This window comes from Pseudomonas koreensis, from assembly GCF_024169245.1.
In the GTDB taxonomy this organism is placed as follows: Bacteria; Pseudomonadota; Gammaproteobacteria; order Pseudomonadales; family Pseudomonadaceae; genus Aquipseudomonas; species Aquipseudomonas koreensis_F.
In genome coordinates, this window is sequence record NZ_JALJWP010000001.1 from 5,936,848 (window position 1) to 5,953,671 (window position 16,824).

Annotated in this window: 13 protein-coding genes; 8 read left to right on the plus strand and 5 right to left on the minus strand. The window is 60.9% G+C overall.

Translation table 11 applies throughout. The features are described from left to right. Positions 1-9: 9 nt before the first annotated feature. The 8 genes from J2Y90_RS26295 to J2Y90_RS26330 all read left to right on the plus strand — a co-directional run bounded on the left by J2Y90_RS26295 (position 10) and on the right by J2Y90_RS26330 (position 12,834). Positions 10-606, plus strand: a complete 597-nt coding sequence (locus J2Y90_RS26295; RefSeq protein ID WP_016773431.1) for a superoxide dismutase — start codon at positions 10-12, stop codon at positions 604-606. 329 nt (positions 607-935) lie between these two features. Beyond that, entirely contained in the window at positions 936-2,987 is a 2,052-nt protein-coding gene (locus J2Y90_RS26300) for a putative bifunctional diguanylate cyclase/phosphodiesterase (RefSeq protein ID WP_016773430.1), read from the plus strand. Positions 2,988-3,206: 219 nt separating this feature from the next. Then, positions 3,207-4,565: an imelysin family protein gene (locus tag J2Y90_RS26305; protein ID WP_253504946.1), complete on the plus strand. Its 1,359-nt coding sequence runs from the start codon at positions 3,207-3,209 to the stop codon at positions 4,563-4,565. 275 nt (positions 4,566-4,840) lie between these two features. Then, positions 4,841-6,268 carry a di-heme oxidoreductase family protein gene (locus tag J2Y90_RS26310; protein WP_253504949.1) on the plus strand — a complete coding sequence of 476 codons (1,428 nt, stop codon included), beginning with the start codon at positions 4,841-4,843 and terminating at the stop codon, positions 6,266-6,268. A gap of 27 nt (positions 6,269-6,295) precedes the next feature. Then, complete coding sequence (locus J2Y90_RS26315; protein ID WP_253504951.1) at positions 6,296-7,360, plus strand: imelysin family protein; 1,065 nt, start codon at positions 6,296-6,298, stop codon at positions 7,358-7,360. 14 nt (positions 7,361-7,374) lie between these two features. Next, on the plus strand, positions 7,375-8,475 hold the full coding sequence (locus tag J2Y90_RS26320) for a DUF1513 domain-containing protein (RefSeq protein WP_253504954.1): 1,101 nt from the start codon (positions 7,375-7,377) through the stop codon (positions 8,473-8,475). A gap of 167 nt (positions 8,476-8,642) precedes the next feature. Then, positions 8,643-9,791 (plus strand): efflux RND transporter periplasmic adaptor subunit, encoded by a 1,149-nt coding sequence (locus J2Y90_RS26325; RefSeq protein ID WP_253504957.1) that lies wholly within the window; start codon positions 8,643-8,645, stop codon positions 9,789-9,791. 13 nt (positions 9,792-9,804) lie between these two features. Continuing rightward, the gene (locus tag J2Y90_RS26330) at positions 9,805-12,834 is read left to right on the plus strand and encodes a multidrug efflux RND transporter permease subunit (RefSeq protein ID WP_253504960.1); all 3,030 of its coding nucleotides are present in this window, start codon (positions 9,805-9,807) and stop codon (positions 12,832-12,834) included. A 194-nt stretch (positions 12,835-13,028) separates the two neighbouring features. Here J2Y90_RS26330 and J2Y90_RS26340 read toward each other — a convergent pair whose 3' ends face one another. The 5 genes from J2Y90_RS26340 to colR form a co-directional block, all read right to left on the minus strand. Next, positions 13,029-13,256 (minus strand): hypothetical protein, encoded by a 228-nt coding sequence (locus tag J2Y90_RS26340; RefSeq protein ID WP_016773424.1) that lies wholly within the window; start codon positions 13,254-13,256, stop codon positions 13,029-13,031. 2 nt (positions 13,257-13,258) lie between these two features. Then, positions 13,259-13,975, minus strand: coding sequence for a lipopolysaccharide kinase InaA family protein (locus J2Y90_RS26345; RefSeq protein ID WP_253504962.1), 717 nt, complete (start codon positions 13,973-13,975; stop codon positions 13,259-13,261). A 3-nt stretch (positions 13,976-13,978) separates the two neighbouring features. Further along, entirely contained in the window at positions 13,979-14,647 is a 669-nt protein-coding gene (locus tag J2Y90_RS26350) for a class I SAM-dependent methyltransferase (protein WP_253504965.1), read from the minus strand. A gap of 151 nt (positions 14,648-14,798) precedes the next feature. Further along, positions 14,799-16,082, minus strand: coding sequence for a sensor histidine kinase (locus J2Y90_RS26355; RefSeq protein ID WP_253504968.1), 1,284 nt, complete (start codon positions 16,080-16,082; stop codon positions 14,799-14,801). Further along, positions 16,072-16,755: a two-component system response regulator ColR gene (gene colR / locus J2Y90_RS26360; RefSeq protein WP_016773421.1), complete on the minus strand. Its 684-nt coding sequence runs from the start codon at positions 16,753-16,755 to the stop codon at positions 16,072-16,074. The genes J2Y90_RS26355 and colR overlap by 11 nt, the downstream gene beginning before the upstream one ends. Positions 16,756-16,824 lie beyond the last annotated feature (69 nt).

Consider the following 16,824-nt stretch of genomic DNA (forward strand, 5'->3'; position numbering starts at 1 on the left):
AGAATCATCATGGCTTTCGAATTGCCGCCGCTGCCTTACGCACACGATGCCCTGCAGCCGCACATCTCCAAGGAAACCCTGGAGTTCCACCACGACAAGCACCACAACACCTACGTCGTGAACCTGAACAACCTGGTGCCAGGCACCGAATTTGAAGGCAAGACCCTGGAAGAAATCGTCAAGACTTCTTCGGGCGGCATCTTCAACAACGCCGCTCAGGTCTGGAACCACACCTTCTACTGGAACTGCCTGGCGCCAAACGCCGGCGGTCAGCCAACCGGCGCACTGGCAGATGCCATCAACGCAGCGTTCGGTTCGTTCGACAAGTTCAAGGAAGAATTCAGCAAAACCTCGATCGGCACCTTCGGTTCCGGCTGGGGCTGGCTGGTGAAAAAGGCTGACGGTTCCCTGGCCCTGGCCAGCACCATCGGCGCCGGCAACCCGCTGACCAGCGGCGACACCCCGCTGCTGACCTGCGACGTCTGGGAACACGCTTACTACATCGACTACCGCAACCTGCGTCCGAAGTACGTTGAAGCGTTCTGGAATCTGGTCAACTGGAAGTTCGTGGCCGAGCAGTTCGAAGGCAAGACCTTCACCGCTTAAGCTGCACGCCAGACAAGAGACCCGGCTTCGGCCGGGTTTTTTTATGCCCGGCGCATGGCGTTTGTCGCACGGCAAAAGCAGCTTCGCGCCGTTTGCCGCCAGCCCACAGCCGACTACCATCAGAGACAGGAAAAAATCTTTGACCCGGTGCTCAAGTTGCGGGCAATTGCAACCGACACAGTTGATTCAGAGCTATTACTCAAATGACGACATTGCGGCCAGGATACCGGCGAATTTTCCCGTGCCTGATTGTCCCTTTGACTGCCAACCCGGGATTGCCAATACTCATGGCAACTTGACGCTACCCGCACGGAACAAGGAATAACCCTTTGAAGCTGGAACTCAAGAACAGCTTGTCGGTGAAGTTGCTCCGGGTCGTGCTCCTGTCGGCATTGATCGTAGGCGTAGTCTTGAGCTGCGCGCAGATTGTGTTCGATGCCTACAAGACCCGTCAGGCCGTGGCCGGCGACGCCGAACGTATCCTCGACATGTTCCGCGATCCTTCGACTCAGGCCGTCTACAGCCTGGATCGGGAAATGGGCATGCAGGTGATCGAAGGGCTGTTCCAGGACGACGCCGTGCGTCAGGCCTCTATAGGCCACCCCAACGAAGCCATGCTCGCGCAGAAATCACGCGAACTGCAGCATTCCAACAGTCGCTGGCTGACTGACCTGATTCTTGGTCAGGAACGCACCTTCACCACGCAATTGGTCGGCCGTGGCCCCTACAGCGAATACTACGGCGACCTGAGCATCACCCTCGACACCGCCACTTATGGCGAAGGGTTCATTGTCAGCTCGGTGATCATTTTCATTTCCGGCGTATTGCGCGCACTGGCGTTGGGGCTGGTGCTGTATCTGGTCTATCACTGGCTGCTGACCAAACCGCTGTCGCGAATCATCGAGCACCTCACCGAGATCAACCCCGACCGCCCTAGCGAGCACAAGATTCCGCAGATCAAGGGCCACGAAAAAAACGAGCTGGGCCTGTGGATCAACACCGCCAACCAGCTGCTCGAGTCCATCGAACGCAACACTCATCTGCGCCACGAAGCGGAAAACAGCCTGCTGCGCATGGCCCAGTACGACTTCCTCACCGGCCTGCCGAACCGCCAGCAATTGCAGCAGCAACTGGACAAGATTCTGGTGGATGCCGGCAAGTTGCAACGCCGTGTCGCCGTGCTGTGTGTCGGACTGGATGACTTCAAGGGCATCAACGAACAATTCAGCTACCAGACCGGCGACCAGTTGCTGCTGGCCCTGGCCGATCGCTTGCGCGCCCATAGCGGTCGCCTCGGCGCCCTCGCCCGTCTCGGCGGCGACCAGTTTGCGCTGGTGCAGGCCGACATCGAACAACCTTACGAAGCGGCGGAACTGGCGCAGAGCATTCTCGATGACCTCGAGGCACCCTTCGCCCTCGACGATCAGGAAATCCGCCTGCGCGCGACCATCGGCATCACCCTGTTCCCGGAGGACGGCGACAGCACCGAGAAACTGTTGCAGAAAGCCGAGCAGACCATGACCCTGGCCAAGACCCGCTCGCGCAATCGCTATCAGTTCTACATCGCCAGTGTCGACAGCGAGATGCGCCGCCGTCGCGAGCTGGAAAAAGACCTGCGCGATGCACTGATACGCGACCAGTTCTACCTCGTCTACCAGCCGCAGATCAGTTATCGCGATCACCGCGTGGTCGGCGTCGAAGCGCTGATTCGCTGGCAGCACCCGGAACACGGCCTGGTGCCGCCGGACCTGTTCATTCCGCTGGCGGAACAGAACGGCACGATCATCGCCATCGGCGAGTGGGTGCTCGATCAAGCGTGCAAGCAATTGCGTGAGTGGCACGATCAGGGTTTTGTCGATCTGCGCATGGCGGTCAACCTGTCGACCGTGCAACTGCACCACGCCGAGCTGCCGCGGGTGGTCAACAACCTGCTGCAGATGTACCGCCTGCCGCCGCGCAGCCTGGAACTGGAAGTCACCGAAACCGGCCTGATGGAAGACATCACCACCGCCGCCCAGCATCTGCTCAGCCTGCGCCGTTCCGGCGCGCTGATCGCGATCGACGACTTCGGCACCGGCTATTCATCCCTCAGCTATCTGAAAAGCCTGCCGCTGGACAAGATCAAGATCGACAAGAGCTTCGTCCAGGATCTGCTCGATGACGACGATGACGCGACCATCGTTCGCGCGATCATTCAACTGGGCAAGAGCCTGGGCATGCAGGTGATTGCCGAGGGCGTGGAAACCGCCGAGCAGGAAACCTACATCATTTCCGAGGGTTGCCACGAAGGTCAGGGCTACCACTACAGCAAACCACTGCCGGCGCGGGAGCTGGGTATTTACCTCAAGCAGGCGCAACGCAGCAACGCGGCCATTTTATAAAGCGAAAAGATCGCAGCCTTCGGCAGCTCCTACATTTGAAATGCGTTCCCCCTGTAGGAGCTGACGAGTGCAACGAGGCTGCGATCTTTTGATCTTCTTGCGCGAATAAGAAATATTTCCAAGCACGCCTTTACACATAATGCGAAAGATTTGCATTATGTCGCAGTTTTGCGCGCCCCCGGCGCCAGTCCAATCAACTACCGAAGCAGGATGTTCGCCATGATTCGTATGCCTCTGGCTACCGCCAGTCTGCTGGCCATCGCTATTTCCCTCGCCGGTTGCGGCGAAGGCAAGGACAAAGAAAAAGCCTCCGAAATGACTCCGGCTTCCAGCAGCGCTGCTCCAGCCCCGGCGCCGGCCGCTGCCCCTGCTCCTGCTGCCGGTAAAGTTGACGATGCCGCCGCCAAGGCTGTGGTCGCGCACTACGCCGACATGGTCTTCGCCGTTTACAGCGATGCCGAATCCACCGCGAAAACCCTGCAAACCGCCGTCGACGCGTTCCTCGCCAAGCCGAACGCCGACACCCTGAAAGCCGCCAAGGCTGCCTGGGTCGCCGCGCGCGTGCCGTACCTGCAGAGCGAAGTGTTCCGCTTCGGCAACACCATCATTGACGACTGGGAAGGTCAGGTTAACGCCTGGCCGCTGGACGAAGGCCTGATCGACTACGTCGACAAATCCTACGAGCACGCACTGGGTAACCCGGGCGCTACAGCCAACATCATCGCCAACACTGAAGTGCAGGTCGGCGAAGACAAGGTCGACGTGAAAGAGATCACCCCGGAAAAACTCGCCAGCCTCAACGAGCTGGGCGGTTCCGAAGCCAACGTCGCCACCGGCTACCACGCCATCGAATTCCTGCTCTGGGGCCAGGATCTGAACGGTACCGGCCCAGGTGCTGGCAACCGTCCGGCCTCGGATTACCTGGAAGGCGCTGGCGCCACTGGTGGTCACAACGAGCGTCGTCGTGCCTATCTGAAAGCCGTGACCCAACTGCTGGTCAGCGATCTGGAAGAAATGGTCGGCAACTGGAAACCGAACGTGGCCGACAACTACCGCGCCACTTTGGAAGCCGAGCCAGGCGAAGCCGGCCTGCGCAAAATGCTCTTCGGCATGGGCAGCCTGTCCCTGGGTGAACTGGCGGGCGAGCGCATGAAGGTTTCCCTGGAAGCCAACTCGCCTGAAGACGAGCAGGATTGCTTCAGCGACAACACCCACTACTCGCACTTCTACGACGCCAAGGGCGTGCGTAACGTTTACCTGGGCGAGTACACCCGTGTTGACGGCAGCAAGCTGACCGGCGCCAGCCTGTCGTCGCTGGTAGCCAAGGCCGACCCGGCCGCCGACACCGCACTGAAAGCCGATCTGGCCGCGACCGAAGCGAAGATCCAGGTCATGGTCGATCACGCCAACAAAGGTGAGCACTACGACCAGCTGATCGCCGCCGGCAACACCGCTGGCAACCAGATCGTTCGCGACGCCATCGCCGCGCTGGTCAAGCAGACCGGCTCGATCGAAGCCGCTGCCGGCAAACTGGGCATCAGCGACCTGAACCCGGACAACGCCGATCACGAGTTCTAATCACCACGTCCGCGTCAAAAAAAGGCGACCTTCGGGTCGCCTTTTTCATACCCCATGTTCACAGTCTCCTGTAGGAGCTGCCGAAGGCTGCGATCTTTTGATTTTGATCTTCAAAAAAACAAGATCAAAAGATCGCAGCCTTCGGCAGCTCCTACAGGGGTTTTCATCGGTCTGCAGATTCGCGCTGTATCAAGCAAACGATAATTCCTCTTATTCAAACCCCCTCGCCCTGTTAGACTTTGCGCCTTTGTTTTCGCCCGTTTGCAGGATGTCTGATGCCGTCGTTGCTGCTTCGCTTGTCCGCACTGTTGCTGGCCCTGGGCCTGAGTGCCTGCGATGACGCCCCGCGTTTCACCGAGGCCGAGCCGGGTGAAGCGCGTTCGGGCGGTGCGGCGACTGTGCGCAAGAGCGATCAGAATGCCTTCTCTCTGCCATCGGCCAACCTGCCGCCCTCGCGGCGGGTGGATTTCAGTGTCGGTAACAGTTTTTTTCGCAGCCCTTGGGTGATCGCGCCATCGACCACCACCGCGCGCGACGGCCTCGGTCCGCTGTTCAATACCAACGCCTGCCAGAACTGCCACATCAAGGACGGGCGCGGTCATCCGCCGACAGCTGATGCAAGCAATGCGGTGTCGATGCTGGTGCGCCTGTCGATTCCCGATGCGCCGCCCTACGCCAAAATCATCGAACAGCTCGGCGTGGTGCCGGAGCCGGTATATGGCGGGCAATTCCAGGACATGGCCGTGCCCGGCGTCGCTCCGGAAGGCAAGGTGCGCGTCGACTACACGCCGGTGCCCGTACGGTTCAAGGACGGTACTGAGGTCGAGTTGCGTAAACCGACCCTGCAGATCACTCAGCTCGCTTACGGCCCGATGCACCCGGACACACGATTTTCGGCACGAGTGGCGCCGCCGATGATTGGTCTGGGCCTGCTCGAAGCGATCCCCGAAGAAGCGATCCTCGCCAACGCCGCCGCCCAGGCGAAAGAAAACAACGGCATCAATGGCCGTCCCAATCGGGTCTGGGATGACCAGTTGCAGAAAACCGTCATCGGCCGCTTCGGCTGGAAAGCCGGGCAACCGAATCTCAATCAACAGAATGTTCACGCGTTTTCCGGTGACATGGGCCTCACGACCAGCCTGCGCCCCTTCGATGACTGCACCGAGGCGCAAACCGCCTGCATACAGGCGCCGAACGGCAATGGCCCGGACGGCGAGCCGGAAGTCAGCGATAACATCCTGCGCCTGGTGCTGTTTTACAGTCGCAATCTGGCAGTGCCGGCGCGCCGTGGCGTCAACGACCCACAGGTGTTGGCCGGCAAGAACCTGTTTTTCCAGGCCGGTTGCCAGTCGTGCCACACGCCGAAATACACCACCGCCGCCAACGCCGGCGAACCTGAGCTGGCCAATCAGGTGATTCGTCCGTACAGCGATTTGCTGCTGCATGACATGGGCGAAGGCCTGGCGGACAACCGCACGGAATTCCAGGCTTCCGGCCGCGACTGGCGCACGCCGCCGTTGTGGGGGATCGGCCTGACACAAGCGGTCAGTGGCCACACGCAGTTTTTGCACGACGGCCGCGCACGCAATCTGCTCGAAGCGGTGCTCTGGCATGGCGGCGAAGCGAGCGCTGCGCAGCAACAGGTTTTGTCTTTCAATGCCGAGCAGCGCGCTGCGTTGCTGGCATTTCTGAACTCACTTTAAATACTGAAAACGCATCGGGAGCCCGACATGTTCCGTCCCAAGTTACTGTTCACCAGCCTTGCCGCGCTCGCCCTCGGCGCCTGCTCGCCGCAGGACCCGCAAGCGGTCACCTCGGCGGCGATCGCCAAATCGGTGATCCTGCCGACCTACACCCGCTGGGTCGAAGCCGACCGGCAACTGGCGGTCAGCGCCCTCGCCTACTGCCAGGGCAAGGAAAGCCTGGAAACCGCCCGCGCTGATTTCCTCCACGCGCAAAAAGCCTGGGCCGAGCTGCAGCCGCTGCTGATCGGCCCGCTGGCCGAGGGCAATCGTTCTTGGCAAGTGCAGTTCTGGCCGGACAAGAAAAATCTGGTTGGCCGTCAGGTCGAGCAACTGGTCGTCGCCCAGCCGCAGATCGATGCCGCCGCGCTGGCCAAATCCAGCGTCGTGGTGCAGGGCCTGTCGGCTTACGAATACATCCTCTTCGACGCCAAGCCTGATGTCGCCAACGATACGCAGAAAGCCAAGTACTGCCCGCTGCTGATCGCCATCGGCGAGCGCCAGAAGCAACTGGCCGAAGAAATCCTGCAGGGCTGGAACAACACCGACGGCATGCTCGCGCAGATGAGCAAGTTCCCCAACCAGCGCTACGCCGACTCCCACGAAGCGATCGCCGACCTGCTGCGCGTACAAGTGACTGCACTGGATACCCTGAAGAAAAAACTCGGTACGCCGATGGGCCGTCAGAGCAAGGGCGTACCGCAGCCGTTCCAGGCTGATGCATGGCGCAGCCAATCGTCGCTGACCGCACTGGAAGCCAGCCTTGCCGCCGCCAAAACCGTTTGGGAAGGCGTCGACAACAAAGGCCTGCGCGGGCTGTTGCCAGCCGAGCAGAAACCGCTGGCGGAGAAGATCGACGCCGCTTATGCCGCCTCGCTGAAACTGTTCGACAGCACCCAGCGTTCGCTCGGCGAAATGCTTGAGGACGACGCCGGTCGCCAGCAACTCAACGATATCTACGACAGCCTCAACGTCGTCCATCGCCTGCATGAAGGCGAACTGGCCAAGGCGCTGGGCATCCAACTGGGCTTCAATGCCAACGACGGTGACTGATGAGGGCGAGTGCCATGCTGCGACGTCAGGTTCTGACTTTAGGGAGTGCACTGCTGGGAGCAGTGACGCTGGGCGGCTGGACGCTGTTCAAACGCAAGGATCAGAGCCCGTTGCTGTTGTCGGCGCGTGATGACAGCGACGGCAAGCATTACGCCGTCGGTTATCGGCTCGACGGCACGCGGGTGTTCGCCACCCACGTCGGTCAGCGTTGCCACGACATCATCAATCATCCGACACAGCCGCTGGCGCTGTTCGTCGCGCGGCGTCCGGGTACCGAGAGTTATCTGATCGACCTGCGCGACGGCACGTTGCTGCAGACCGTGACTTCGCAGCCGAACCGGCACTTCTACGGCCACGCCGTGGTGCACAAGGACGGCGAATACCTGTACGCCACCGAGAACGACACGTCCGATCCCGGCCGTGGCCTGCTCGGCGTGTACAAGTTCGAAGGCGAGCGGCTGGTGCACTCGGGCGAAATTTCCACCCATGGCCTCGGCCCGCATCAGGTGTCGTGGATGCCCGATGGCGAGACGCTGGTGGTGGCCAACGGCGGGATTCGCACCGAGGCGGAAAGCCGCGTCGATATGAACCTCAACGCCATGGAGCCGAGCCTGGTGCTGATGCAGCGCGACGGCACGTTGCTGAGCAAGGAAACCCTCGCCCAGCAGATGAACAGCGTGCGCCACCTGGGCATCGCCAGCGACGGCACCATCGTCGCCGGCCAGCAATTCATGGGCCCGTCCCATGAGCGCTCGGAACTCCTGGCGATCAAGCGGCCGGGGCAACCGTTCGTGGCGTTCCCGGTGGCCGAGCAGCAGTTGCAGGCGATGGGGCACTACACCGCCAGCGTCGCGGTGCACAGCGATCTGCGGCTGGTCGCGTTGACGGCGCCGCGCGGCAACCGCTTCTTCATCTGGGATCTGGACAGCGGCGAACTGCGCCTCGACGCGCCTTTGCCTGATTGCGCCGGCGTTGGTGCGGTGAAGGATGGTTTTGTCGTGACCTCGGGCCAGGGTCGTTGCCGCTACTACGATTGCCGCCAGGAACAACTGCTGGCCAAGCCGCTGGAATTGCCGGCAGGGCTCTGGGACAACCATCTTCATCTGATGGCCTAGAGCCGTTGAAAAGATCGCAGCCTTCGGCAGCTCCTACCCTTGGAATGCGTTCCTCTGTAGGAGCTGCCGAAGGCTGCGATCTTTTGCTGTGTCGGCAGTTGGAATCCCCCCTGTACTCGGAGTAATGTGCCCGCCTGTCTCATGATTTAATCCAAGGAACTGGACATATGCTGCGTCGCCGCATGCTGATCATGTTGGGTGTTGTGTTGCTGCTCGTCCTGGTGCTGGGCGGTTACAAGGCCTTTTCGATCTACACGATGATCCAGGGCTTTTCCAAACCGAAACCACCCATCAGCGTCGCCGTGGCCACTGCCGGCGAACAGCCGTGGCAGATGCGTCTGCCCACTGTCGGTTCGCTCAAGGCGCTGCAAGGCGTTGACCTGAGCCTGGAAGTCGCCGGGACTGTCACTGAACTCAAATTCGAATCCGGGCAGAAGGTCAAGGCCGGGCAACCGTTGCTGCAACTCGACAGCGCCGTGGAAACCGCCCTGCTGGAAACCGCCCGCGCCGACCTCGGCCTGGCGCAACTGGATTTCGGCCGTGGCGCGCAACTGGTCGACAGCCGCGCGATCTCCAAAGGCGAATACGACCGTCTCTCCGCCGTGCTGCAAAAGAACAAGGCCACGGTCAATCAGCTCAACGCATCGCTGGCGAAAAAGCGCATCCTCGCGCCGTTCAGCGGCACCATCGGCATCCGCCAGGTCGACGTCGGCGACTACCTCGCCAGCGGCACCAAAATCGCCACGCTGCAAGACTTGAGCAGCCTCTACGCCGACTTCTATGTGCCCGAACAAGCGGTGCCGAAACTCGCCATCGGCCAGCCCGTGCAGTTCACCGTCGCGGCGTATCCCGGGCAGAACTTCACCGGAAAGATCAGCGCGATCAACCCGATCGTCGAAAGCACCACGCGCAACATCCTCGTCCGCGCCACCCTCGCCAACCCCGACGGCAAGCTGTTGCCGGGCATGTTCGCCAGCCTTGAAGTGCTGCTGCCCGATCCGCAGAGACACATCGTGGTGCCGGAAAGCGCGATCACCTACACCCTGTACGGCAACTCGGTTTACGTGGTCGGGCAGAAGAAGGCCGAGGACGGCAGCGTCGCCAAGGACGACAAGGGCCAACCGCTGCTGATCGCCGAACGACGTTTTGTCGAGACCGGTGAGCGCCGCGATGGCCTGGTGATGATCAACAAGGGCGTGCAGAGCGGCGAACAAGTGGTGACCGCTGGCCAGATCAAACTGGACAACGGTGCCCACATCGCCATCAGCGACGACAAGACCCTCGGCGAGCAGAACAGTCCGCCTCGCGCCGACTGATCAAGGAATCCCCATGGCTTTTACCGATCCGTTCATCCGCCGCCCGGTGCTCGCCACCGTGGTCAGCCTGCTGATTGTGCTGCTGGGCTTCCAGGCCTGGAGCAAGCTGCCGCTGCGCCAGTACCCGCAAATGGAAAACGCCCTGATCACGGTGACCACGGCCTATCCCGGAGCCAACGCCGAGACCATTCAGGGCTACATCACCCAGCCGATGCAACAGAGCCTGGCCAGCGCCGAGGGCATCGACTACATGACTTCGGTCAGTCGGCAGAACTTCTCGGTGATTTCGATTTACGCGCGCATTGGTGCCAACACCGACCGCTTGTTCACCGAACTGCTGGCAAAGGCCAACGAAGTCAAGAACAAGCTGCCACAGGACGCCGAAGACCCGGTGCTGAGCAAGGAATCCGCCGACGCCTCGGCGCTGATGTACATCAGTTTCTTCAGCAAGGACCTGAGCAACCCGCAGATCACCGATTACCTGTCGCGGGTCATCCAGCCAAAACTGGCGACGCTGCCGGGCATGGCCGAAGCGGAGATCCTCGGCAACCAAGTGTTCGCCATGCGCCTGTGGCTCGACCCGGTGAAACTCGCCGGCTTCGGCCTCAGCGCTGCCGACGTCACCGCGGCAGTGCGCCAGTACAACTTCCTCTCCGCCGCCGGTGAGGTAAAAGGCGAGTACACCGTCACCAGCATCAATGCCAACACCGAACTGAAATCCGCCGAAGCCTTCGCGGCGATTCCGCTCAAGGTCGATGGCGACAGCCGCGTGCTGCTGCGCGATGTCGCGCGGGTGGAAATGGGCGCGGAAAACTACGACTCGATCAGCTCGTTCGGTGGCACGCCGTCGGTGTACATCGGCATCAAGGCCACCCCCGGCGCCAACCCGCTGGACGTGATCAGGGAAGTGCGCAAGCTGATGCCCGAGCTGGAAGCGCAGCTGCCGCCGAATCTGAAAGGCGAAATAGCCTACGACGCTACGCTGTTCATCCAGGCTTCCATCGACGAAGTAGTCAAAACCCTGTTCGAAGCCGTGCTGATCGTCATCGTCGTGGTGTTCCTGTTTCTCGGTGCGTTACGCTCGGTGGTAATCCCGGTGGTGACCATTCCACTGTCGATGATCGGCGTGATGTTCTTCATGCAGATGATGGGTTACTCGATGAACCTGCTGACGCTGCTGGCGATGGTGCTGGCCATCGGTCTGGTGGTGGACGATGCGATCGTCGTGGTGGAGAACATTCACCGGCACATCGAGGAAGGCAAAACGCCGATGGAGGCAGCGCTTGAAGGCGCACGGGAAATCGCAATGCCGGTGGTATCGATGACCATCACCCTGGCGGCGGTGTACGCCCCGATCGGTTTTCTCACCGGGCTGACCGGCGCGCTGTTCAAGGAGTTCGCCCTGACCCTGGCCGGTGCGGTGGTGATTTCCGGCGTCGTCGCCCTGACCCTGTCGCCGATGATGTGCGCGTTTCTGCTGCGCCACGAGGAGAATCCCAGCGGACTGGCCCATCGTCTCGACCGGGTCTTCGAAGGCCTCAAGCGCCGCTATCAAAGCATGCTGCACGGCACGCTCAATACCCGGCCAGTGGTGCTGGTGTTTGCGGTGATCGTGCTGTGCCTGATTCCGGTGTTCCTCAAGTTCAGCAAGTCGGAACTGGCGCCGGACGAGGACCAGGGCATCATTTTCATGATGGCCAGCGCGCCGCAACCGACCAACCTTGACTACCTGAGCACCTACACCGACCAATTCATCACCATCTTCAAAGAGTTTCCCGAGTACTACTCTTCGTTCCAGATCAACGGCTACAACGGCGTGCAGGCCGGTATCGGCGGTTTCCTGCTCAAACCGTGGAACGAGCGCAGCCGTACGCAGATGGACATCCTCCCCGAGGTCCAAAGCAAACTGGAGAGCATTCCGGGCTTGCAGATCTTCGGTTTCAATCTGCCCTCCTTGCCTGGCACCGGTGAAGGGTTGCCGTTCGAATTCGTGGTCAACACGGCGAATGACTACGAGTTGCTGCTGCAAGTCGCCGAGCGGATCGAGAAGCGCGCCATGGAGTCGGGCAAGTTCGCCTTCGTCGACCTCGATCTGGCGTTCGACAAACCGGAAGTGGTGGTCGATATCGATCGCGACAAGGCTGCGCAGATGGGCGTATCGATGCTCGATCTGGGCGGCACGCTGGCGACCTTGCTTGGCGAGGCGGAGATCAACCGCTTCACCATCGACGGGCGCAGCTACAAGGTCATCGCCCAGGTCGAACGGGCCTACCGCGACAACCCGGACTGGCTGAACAATTACTACGTGAAAAACACTCAGGGTGAATTGCTGCCGCTGTCGACCTTGATCAAGGTCAGTGACCGCGCGCGACCGCGCCAACTCAATCAGTTCCAGCAGCTCAATGCGGCGAAGATTTCCGGTTTCCCGCTGGTAAGCATGGGCGAAGCGATCGACACGGTGCTGCAGATCGCCCGCGAGGAAGCACCGGCCGGATTTGCCTTCGACTACGGCGGCGCCTCGCGGCAGTTCGTACAGGAAGGCAGTGCGCTGTGGGTCACGTTCGCGCTGGCGCTGGCGATCATCTTTCTGGTGCTGGCGGCGCAGTTTGAAAGCTTCCGCGATCCGCTGGTGATTCTGGTGACGGTGCCGCTATCGATTTGCGGCGCGCTGATTCCGCTGTTCCTCGGCTGGTCGAGCATGAACATCTACACCCAGGTCGGGCTGGTGACGCTGATCGGTCTGATCAGCAAGCACGGCATCCTGATCGTCGAGTTCGCCAACCAGTTGCGCAAGGACAAGGGCCTGACCGCCCGTGAAGCTGTTGAAGAAGCGGCGGCGATTCGCTTGCGCCCGGTGCTGATGACCACTGCAGCGATGGTATTTGGCATGGTGCCGTTGATCCTGGCGACCGGCGCGGGGGCGGTCAGCCGCTTTGATATCGGCATGGTGATTGCCACGGGCATGTCGATTGGCACGTTGTTTACGCTGTTCGTGCTGCCGTGTGTCTACACCTTCCTCGCGAAACCGGATCCCAAACCGTGACCGCGTTGGAACGATCAATTTCCCTGTGGGAGCGAGCTTGCTCGCGAAAGCGGCCTCACATTGAACGAAGATGTTGACTGATGTGACGCCTTCGCGAGCAAGCTCGCTCCCACAGGGGATGGTATGTATCTTGAAATTTGCGCAATAAAAAAAGCCTCGCAACTGCGAGGCCTTTTATGTGGGCTTCAATCGATTCAACTGGCTGGCCTCATTCCCTGGGACAGTCCGAACATGAACAACAGCAAATCATGATCGGGCTGGGTCGCCACGGAGGCCTTGGCCACCCGTGGTACCGAACAATGAGCGTCGTTCCCGGACGCTCCTATGACCTGCATGCGCGGCTGCTCCCAGGCAGCCACCGCCAGTGAAGCAACTGCCAAGGCCCCAACCAGGAACAAACCTCGTGCAATTTCGAGTTTCATCGCTATAAACCTTTGATAGCGCTGCCAAACGCCGTCTCATAAAAGTAGACGAGTTTTTTCCAGTCGGCATCGCGGAACGACGAATGGCGCCGCAGCTGCTTCATGTCGTGCTGCGCGGCGCGATAGGCGGTCAGGCGCTGGCGGCATTTCTCCAGATCGATCAGCGCAACTTCAACCTGCGCCGCTTCGCCTTCACCAATGACCCGTACAAAAACGTGCTTGATGTAGATGCAGCTGTGCTGCCAGCGGCCTTTGTGCATGCGCGCCAGGTTCTCGGCCAGGTCTTTGAGCACGCGCTCGTAAACCACGTCGCCACATTGATCGCGACCACCCGCGGCGGCCAGCCAGTGTTCCAGTTCCTGGAAGCCATCGAGTGATTTGGTGACAAGCAGTGCGCGCCACTTGTGCTGCGGATCCGGTTGCGCGCCACAAAAGACGATCTGCGGAACGCGCACGCCGAGTTTGCTCACGCCGGTCAGCGCATCGAGTTCACGCAATACGGTCGGGCGACCGAACGGGTGCAACCAGCTGCGATAGATGTGCCCGGTCTGACGCTTGGCGTACAGCAACTGGCCGTCACGGCCGACTATGCGCTGCACACCACTTTCGCCACCGCGGCGCACGTTGGGCTCTTCAACCCACTCGCCACGCTGGGCCCAGTAATAATCGAAACGATCCTGTGGAGCGACATCCGCTTCAACCGCTGCTTGCACTGCCATCCTCTACCTCTTGCGTAATACGTAAACCCGCCACATCGCATAGAGCGGTATAAAGTCCAGTTGTTCCTGAATGCGGAAACCCGCCTGCTCAAATTCTTTCTCGATCGTTGCCGCCGGAATCAGAAACCGATTCTGGTAATCACGATTCGGTCGGTCCAGCTCGGCGCGCTTGCGCTTCCAGGCCTTGAAGTTACCGTCGACCCACAACGAAACAATCACACTGTCACGGGTTACCCGCTCGAATTCGCGCAGGATCACCTTCCGGTGCTCGGCTTCACCGATGTGGTGAAGAAGACGCATGCAGAAGATGCTGTCGACCGCGTTATCCGGCAGAGCAATATCGAATGCCGAGGTGTGCAGCGGTTGTACACGCTTGACCACATCGGCTGGCTGCCCTTGCAGCGCGGTCTTGATCATCGACTCGGAATTGTCCGCACCGATGATCACCCGATTGGGCTTTTCCGCGAGCATTGGCCAGAAGCGTCCGGCACCGCAGGGCAGATCCAGCACCAGACCGGGATCCCCCGCCAGCGCCAGCGCCTTGCGACCCAATTGCTCGTCGCGTAAGTGCGACAGGCGGCGGCCAAGGCTTTCCTTGTGCTTGCGCAGGTAGCGTTGTGCGTGTTGATCGTCGTACTTTTCGGAAAAATCGAGCTTGATCGGGTCGGCCATCATCTGGACTCCTGAGGTCTGATGACGCCACCTTAAGCAGCGGCGTGTCAGCGTCAGGTCATCCAATTGTGAAAATTCTGTCAGGTAAATCTGCAAAGTATTACAACGTTATACAGGATTTAGACAGGTGGGCGGGAGTAGCCTCGAGCCACTATTTGCCTGCATTCACGCCAAGATCTACCTCGAATCGGCAGCCATTGGGGTCCATTGTGCTCAGGCTGACCGTCCAGCCCTGGTTTTCGCAGATGCGCTGCACCAACGACAAGCCAAGGCCGAGGCCTTCACCGCGCTTCTCGCTGCCGCGCACGAAAGGCTCGAACATCGCCTCGCGTTTTTCCTCGGGAATGCCCACGCCCGAATCCTCGACAATAAAGCCGTTGGCGGTGAGCGTCAGGCGAATAAAGCCCTCTTCGGTGTAATGCAGTGCGTTACGCAACAGGTTGCCCATGACTGCATTCAGCAAGGTTGCGTTGTATCGGGTATCTGGTGGGTTACCCGGCTCGAACATCAGCGTCAGCCCCTTGCGCTCGATCGGCTCGCGCCACAGACACAGCAGACTTTCGGCCACTTGCGAGAGATTCTGCTGCGGCGCTGCCCCGGCCTCTTCGTTCTGCGCGCGCGCCAGCGTCAGGAAGGTCTGCACCAGCTCGCGCATCTCCTCGCTGGCGCGAGCGATGCGCTCGACCTGGGCGCGACCGCGCTGATCGATGCCGGGGTTTTCCAACAGCAGTTCGCAGGAACTGGCGAGGACCATCAGCGGCGTGCGCAATTCATGGCTGACGTCGCTGGTGAACAACCGCTCGCGGGTCAACGCCTGACGCAAACGGCCCAGCGTGGCATCGAACGCCACCGCCAGTTCACCGACTTCATCCGCGGCGTAATCCGGTGCCAGGGGTGGCGCCAGCCCGAGCAACTGATCGCGATGGCGAACCTGCCGGGCCAGCCGCACCACCGGCGCCATCACCTTGCGCGCGAGCACCCAGCCGAGGAACACCGCCAGCGCCAGACTGAGCACGAAGCCCACCAGCACCACGGCAAACAGCACGCGCTCGCGCTCTTCGAAATCGCTTTGATCCTGCAGGAGTACGTAGCGCCGGCCATCGACCACTTCGACCATGGCGTGATAGGACAGCTGCTCGCGAAACACTTCATGGAAACCTGCATCGAGGTGACGCAAATCCTTGGGCAGTTCGAAATCCCCGGGCCCGCCGCTGAAATAGAACAGCTGATCCGGCTCCGGGCGATGGCTCCAGTCGGAGACATTGTCCATCAGTAGCAAACGTTGCAGGTCGCCACCCAGCCCAGCGGAAATCAGTTTCTCTTCCACCAGGTGCACCGTCGCGACAATACCCATGGCGAAGGCGCCGGCCACCAGCGCGCTCATCAGTGCAAAGGCGATGATGATCCGCTGGGAAAGGCTCTGCTTAAACTCCATCTCGGCCCTCGGCCAAGCGATAACCGACACCGTGCACCGTGTGCAGCAGTGGCTTGGCGAATGGCTTGTCGATCACCTGGCGCAACTGGTGAACATGGCTGCGCAGGCTGTCGCTGTCCGGGCAGTCGTCGCCCCAGAGCGCTTCTTCGAGAATCTCCCGACGCAACACGTGGGGGCTCTTCTGCATCAACACCGCGAGCAACTTGAGGCCGACCGGGTTGAGCTTGAGCAGCTTGCCTTCACGGGTCACTTCCAGGGTGTCGAGGTCGTAGCTCAGATCACCGACCTGCAACGCCCGACGGCCGCCGCCTTGGGCACGGCGCATGACCGCTTCGACGCGCGCCGCCAGTTCGGACAGGGCGAAGGGTTTGATCAGGTAATCGTCGGCACCGGATTTGAAGCCCTGCAGCCGGTCGTCGAGTTGATCGCGCGCAGTGAGCATGATTACCGGGGTGTCGCGCCGGGCATCTTCACGCAGGCGCTTGCACAAGGTGTAGCCGTCGATGCCGGGCAGCATGATGTCGAGCACGATCAGGTCGTAATGCTCGGTCGCCGCCAAGTGCAGCCCTGACAGCCCGTCCTGGGCGCAATCGACGGTATAGCCTTTCATGCCCAGGTAATCGGCCAGATTGGCCAGGATGTCACGGTTGTCTTCGACCAGCAGAATTCGCATGGACATCTCCTCCGAACGGGGTAACGGCCGTCTTGGCCCGCGAAGCTTACGGCCAAGTGTGGCTCAGGG

Excerpts from the sequence above, each read along its gene's own strand:
- J2Y90_RS26295 (WP_016773431.1), top strand. The coding sequence starts at position 10 with ATGGCTTTCGAATTGCCGCCGCTGCCTTACGCACACGATGCCCTGCAG.
- J2Y90_RS26325 (WP_253504957.1), top strand. The coding sequence starts at position 8,643 with ATGCTGCGTCGCCGCATGCTGATCATGTTGGGTGTTGTGTTGCTGCTC.
- J2Y90_RS26345 (WP_253504962.1), bottom strand. The coding sequence starts at position 13,975 with ATGGCAGTGCAAGCAGCGGTTGAAGCGGATGTCGCTCCACAGGATCGT.
- J2Y90_RS26330 (WP_253504960.1), top strand. The coding sequence starts at position 9,805 with ATGGCTTTTACCGATCCGTTCATCCGCCGCCCGGTGCTCGCCACCGTG.
- J2Y90_RS26355 (WP_253504968.1), bottom strand. The coding sequence starts at position 16,082 with ATGGAGTTTAAGCAGAGCCTTTCCCAGCGGATCATCATCGCCTTTGCA.
- J2Y90_RS26310 (WP_253504949.1), top strand. The coding sequence starts at position 4,841 with ATGCCGTCGTTGCTGCTTCGCTTGTCCGCACTGTTGCTGGCCCTGGGC.
- J2Y90_RS26340 (WP_016773424.1), bottom strand. The coding sequence starts at position 13,256 with ATGAAACTCGAAATTGCACGAGGTTTGTTCCTGGTTGGGGCCTTGGCA.
- J2Y90_RS26315 (WP_253504951.1), top strand. The coding sequence starts at position 6,296 with ATGTTCCGTCCCAAGTTACTGTTCACCAGCCTTGCCGCGCTCGCCCTC.
- J2Y90_RS26305 (WP_253504946.1), top strand. The coding sequence starts at position 3,207 with ATGATTCGTATGCCTCTGGCTACCGCCAGTCTGCTGGCCATCGCTATT.
- J2Y90_RS26320 (WP_253504954.1), top strand. The coding sequence starts at position 7,375 with ATGCTGCGACGTCAGGTTCTGACTTTAGGGAGTGCACTGCTGGGAGCA.
- colR (WP_016773421.1), bottom strand. The coding sequence starts at position 16,755 with ATGCGAATTCTGCTGGTCGAAGACAACCGTGACATCCTGGCCAATCTG.
- J2Y90_RS26350 (WP_253504965.1), bottom strand. The coding sequence starts at position 14,647 with ATGGCCGACCCGATCAAGCTCGATTTTTCCGAAAAGTACGACGATCAA.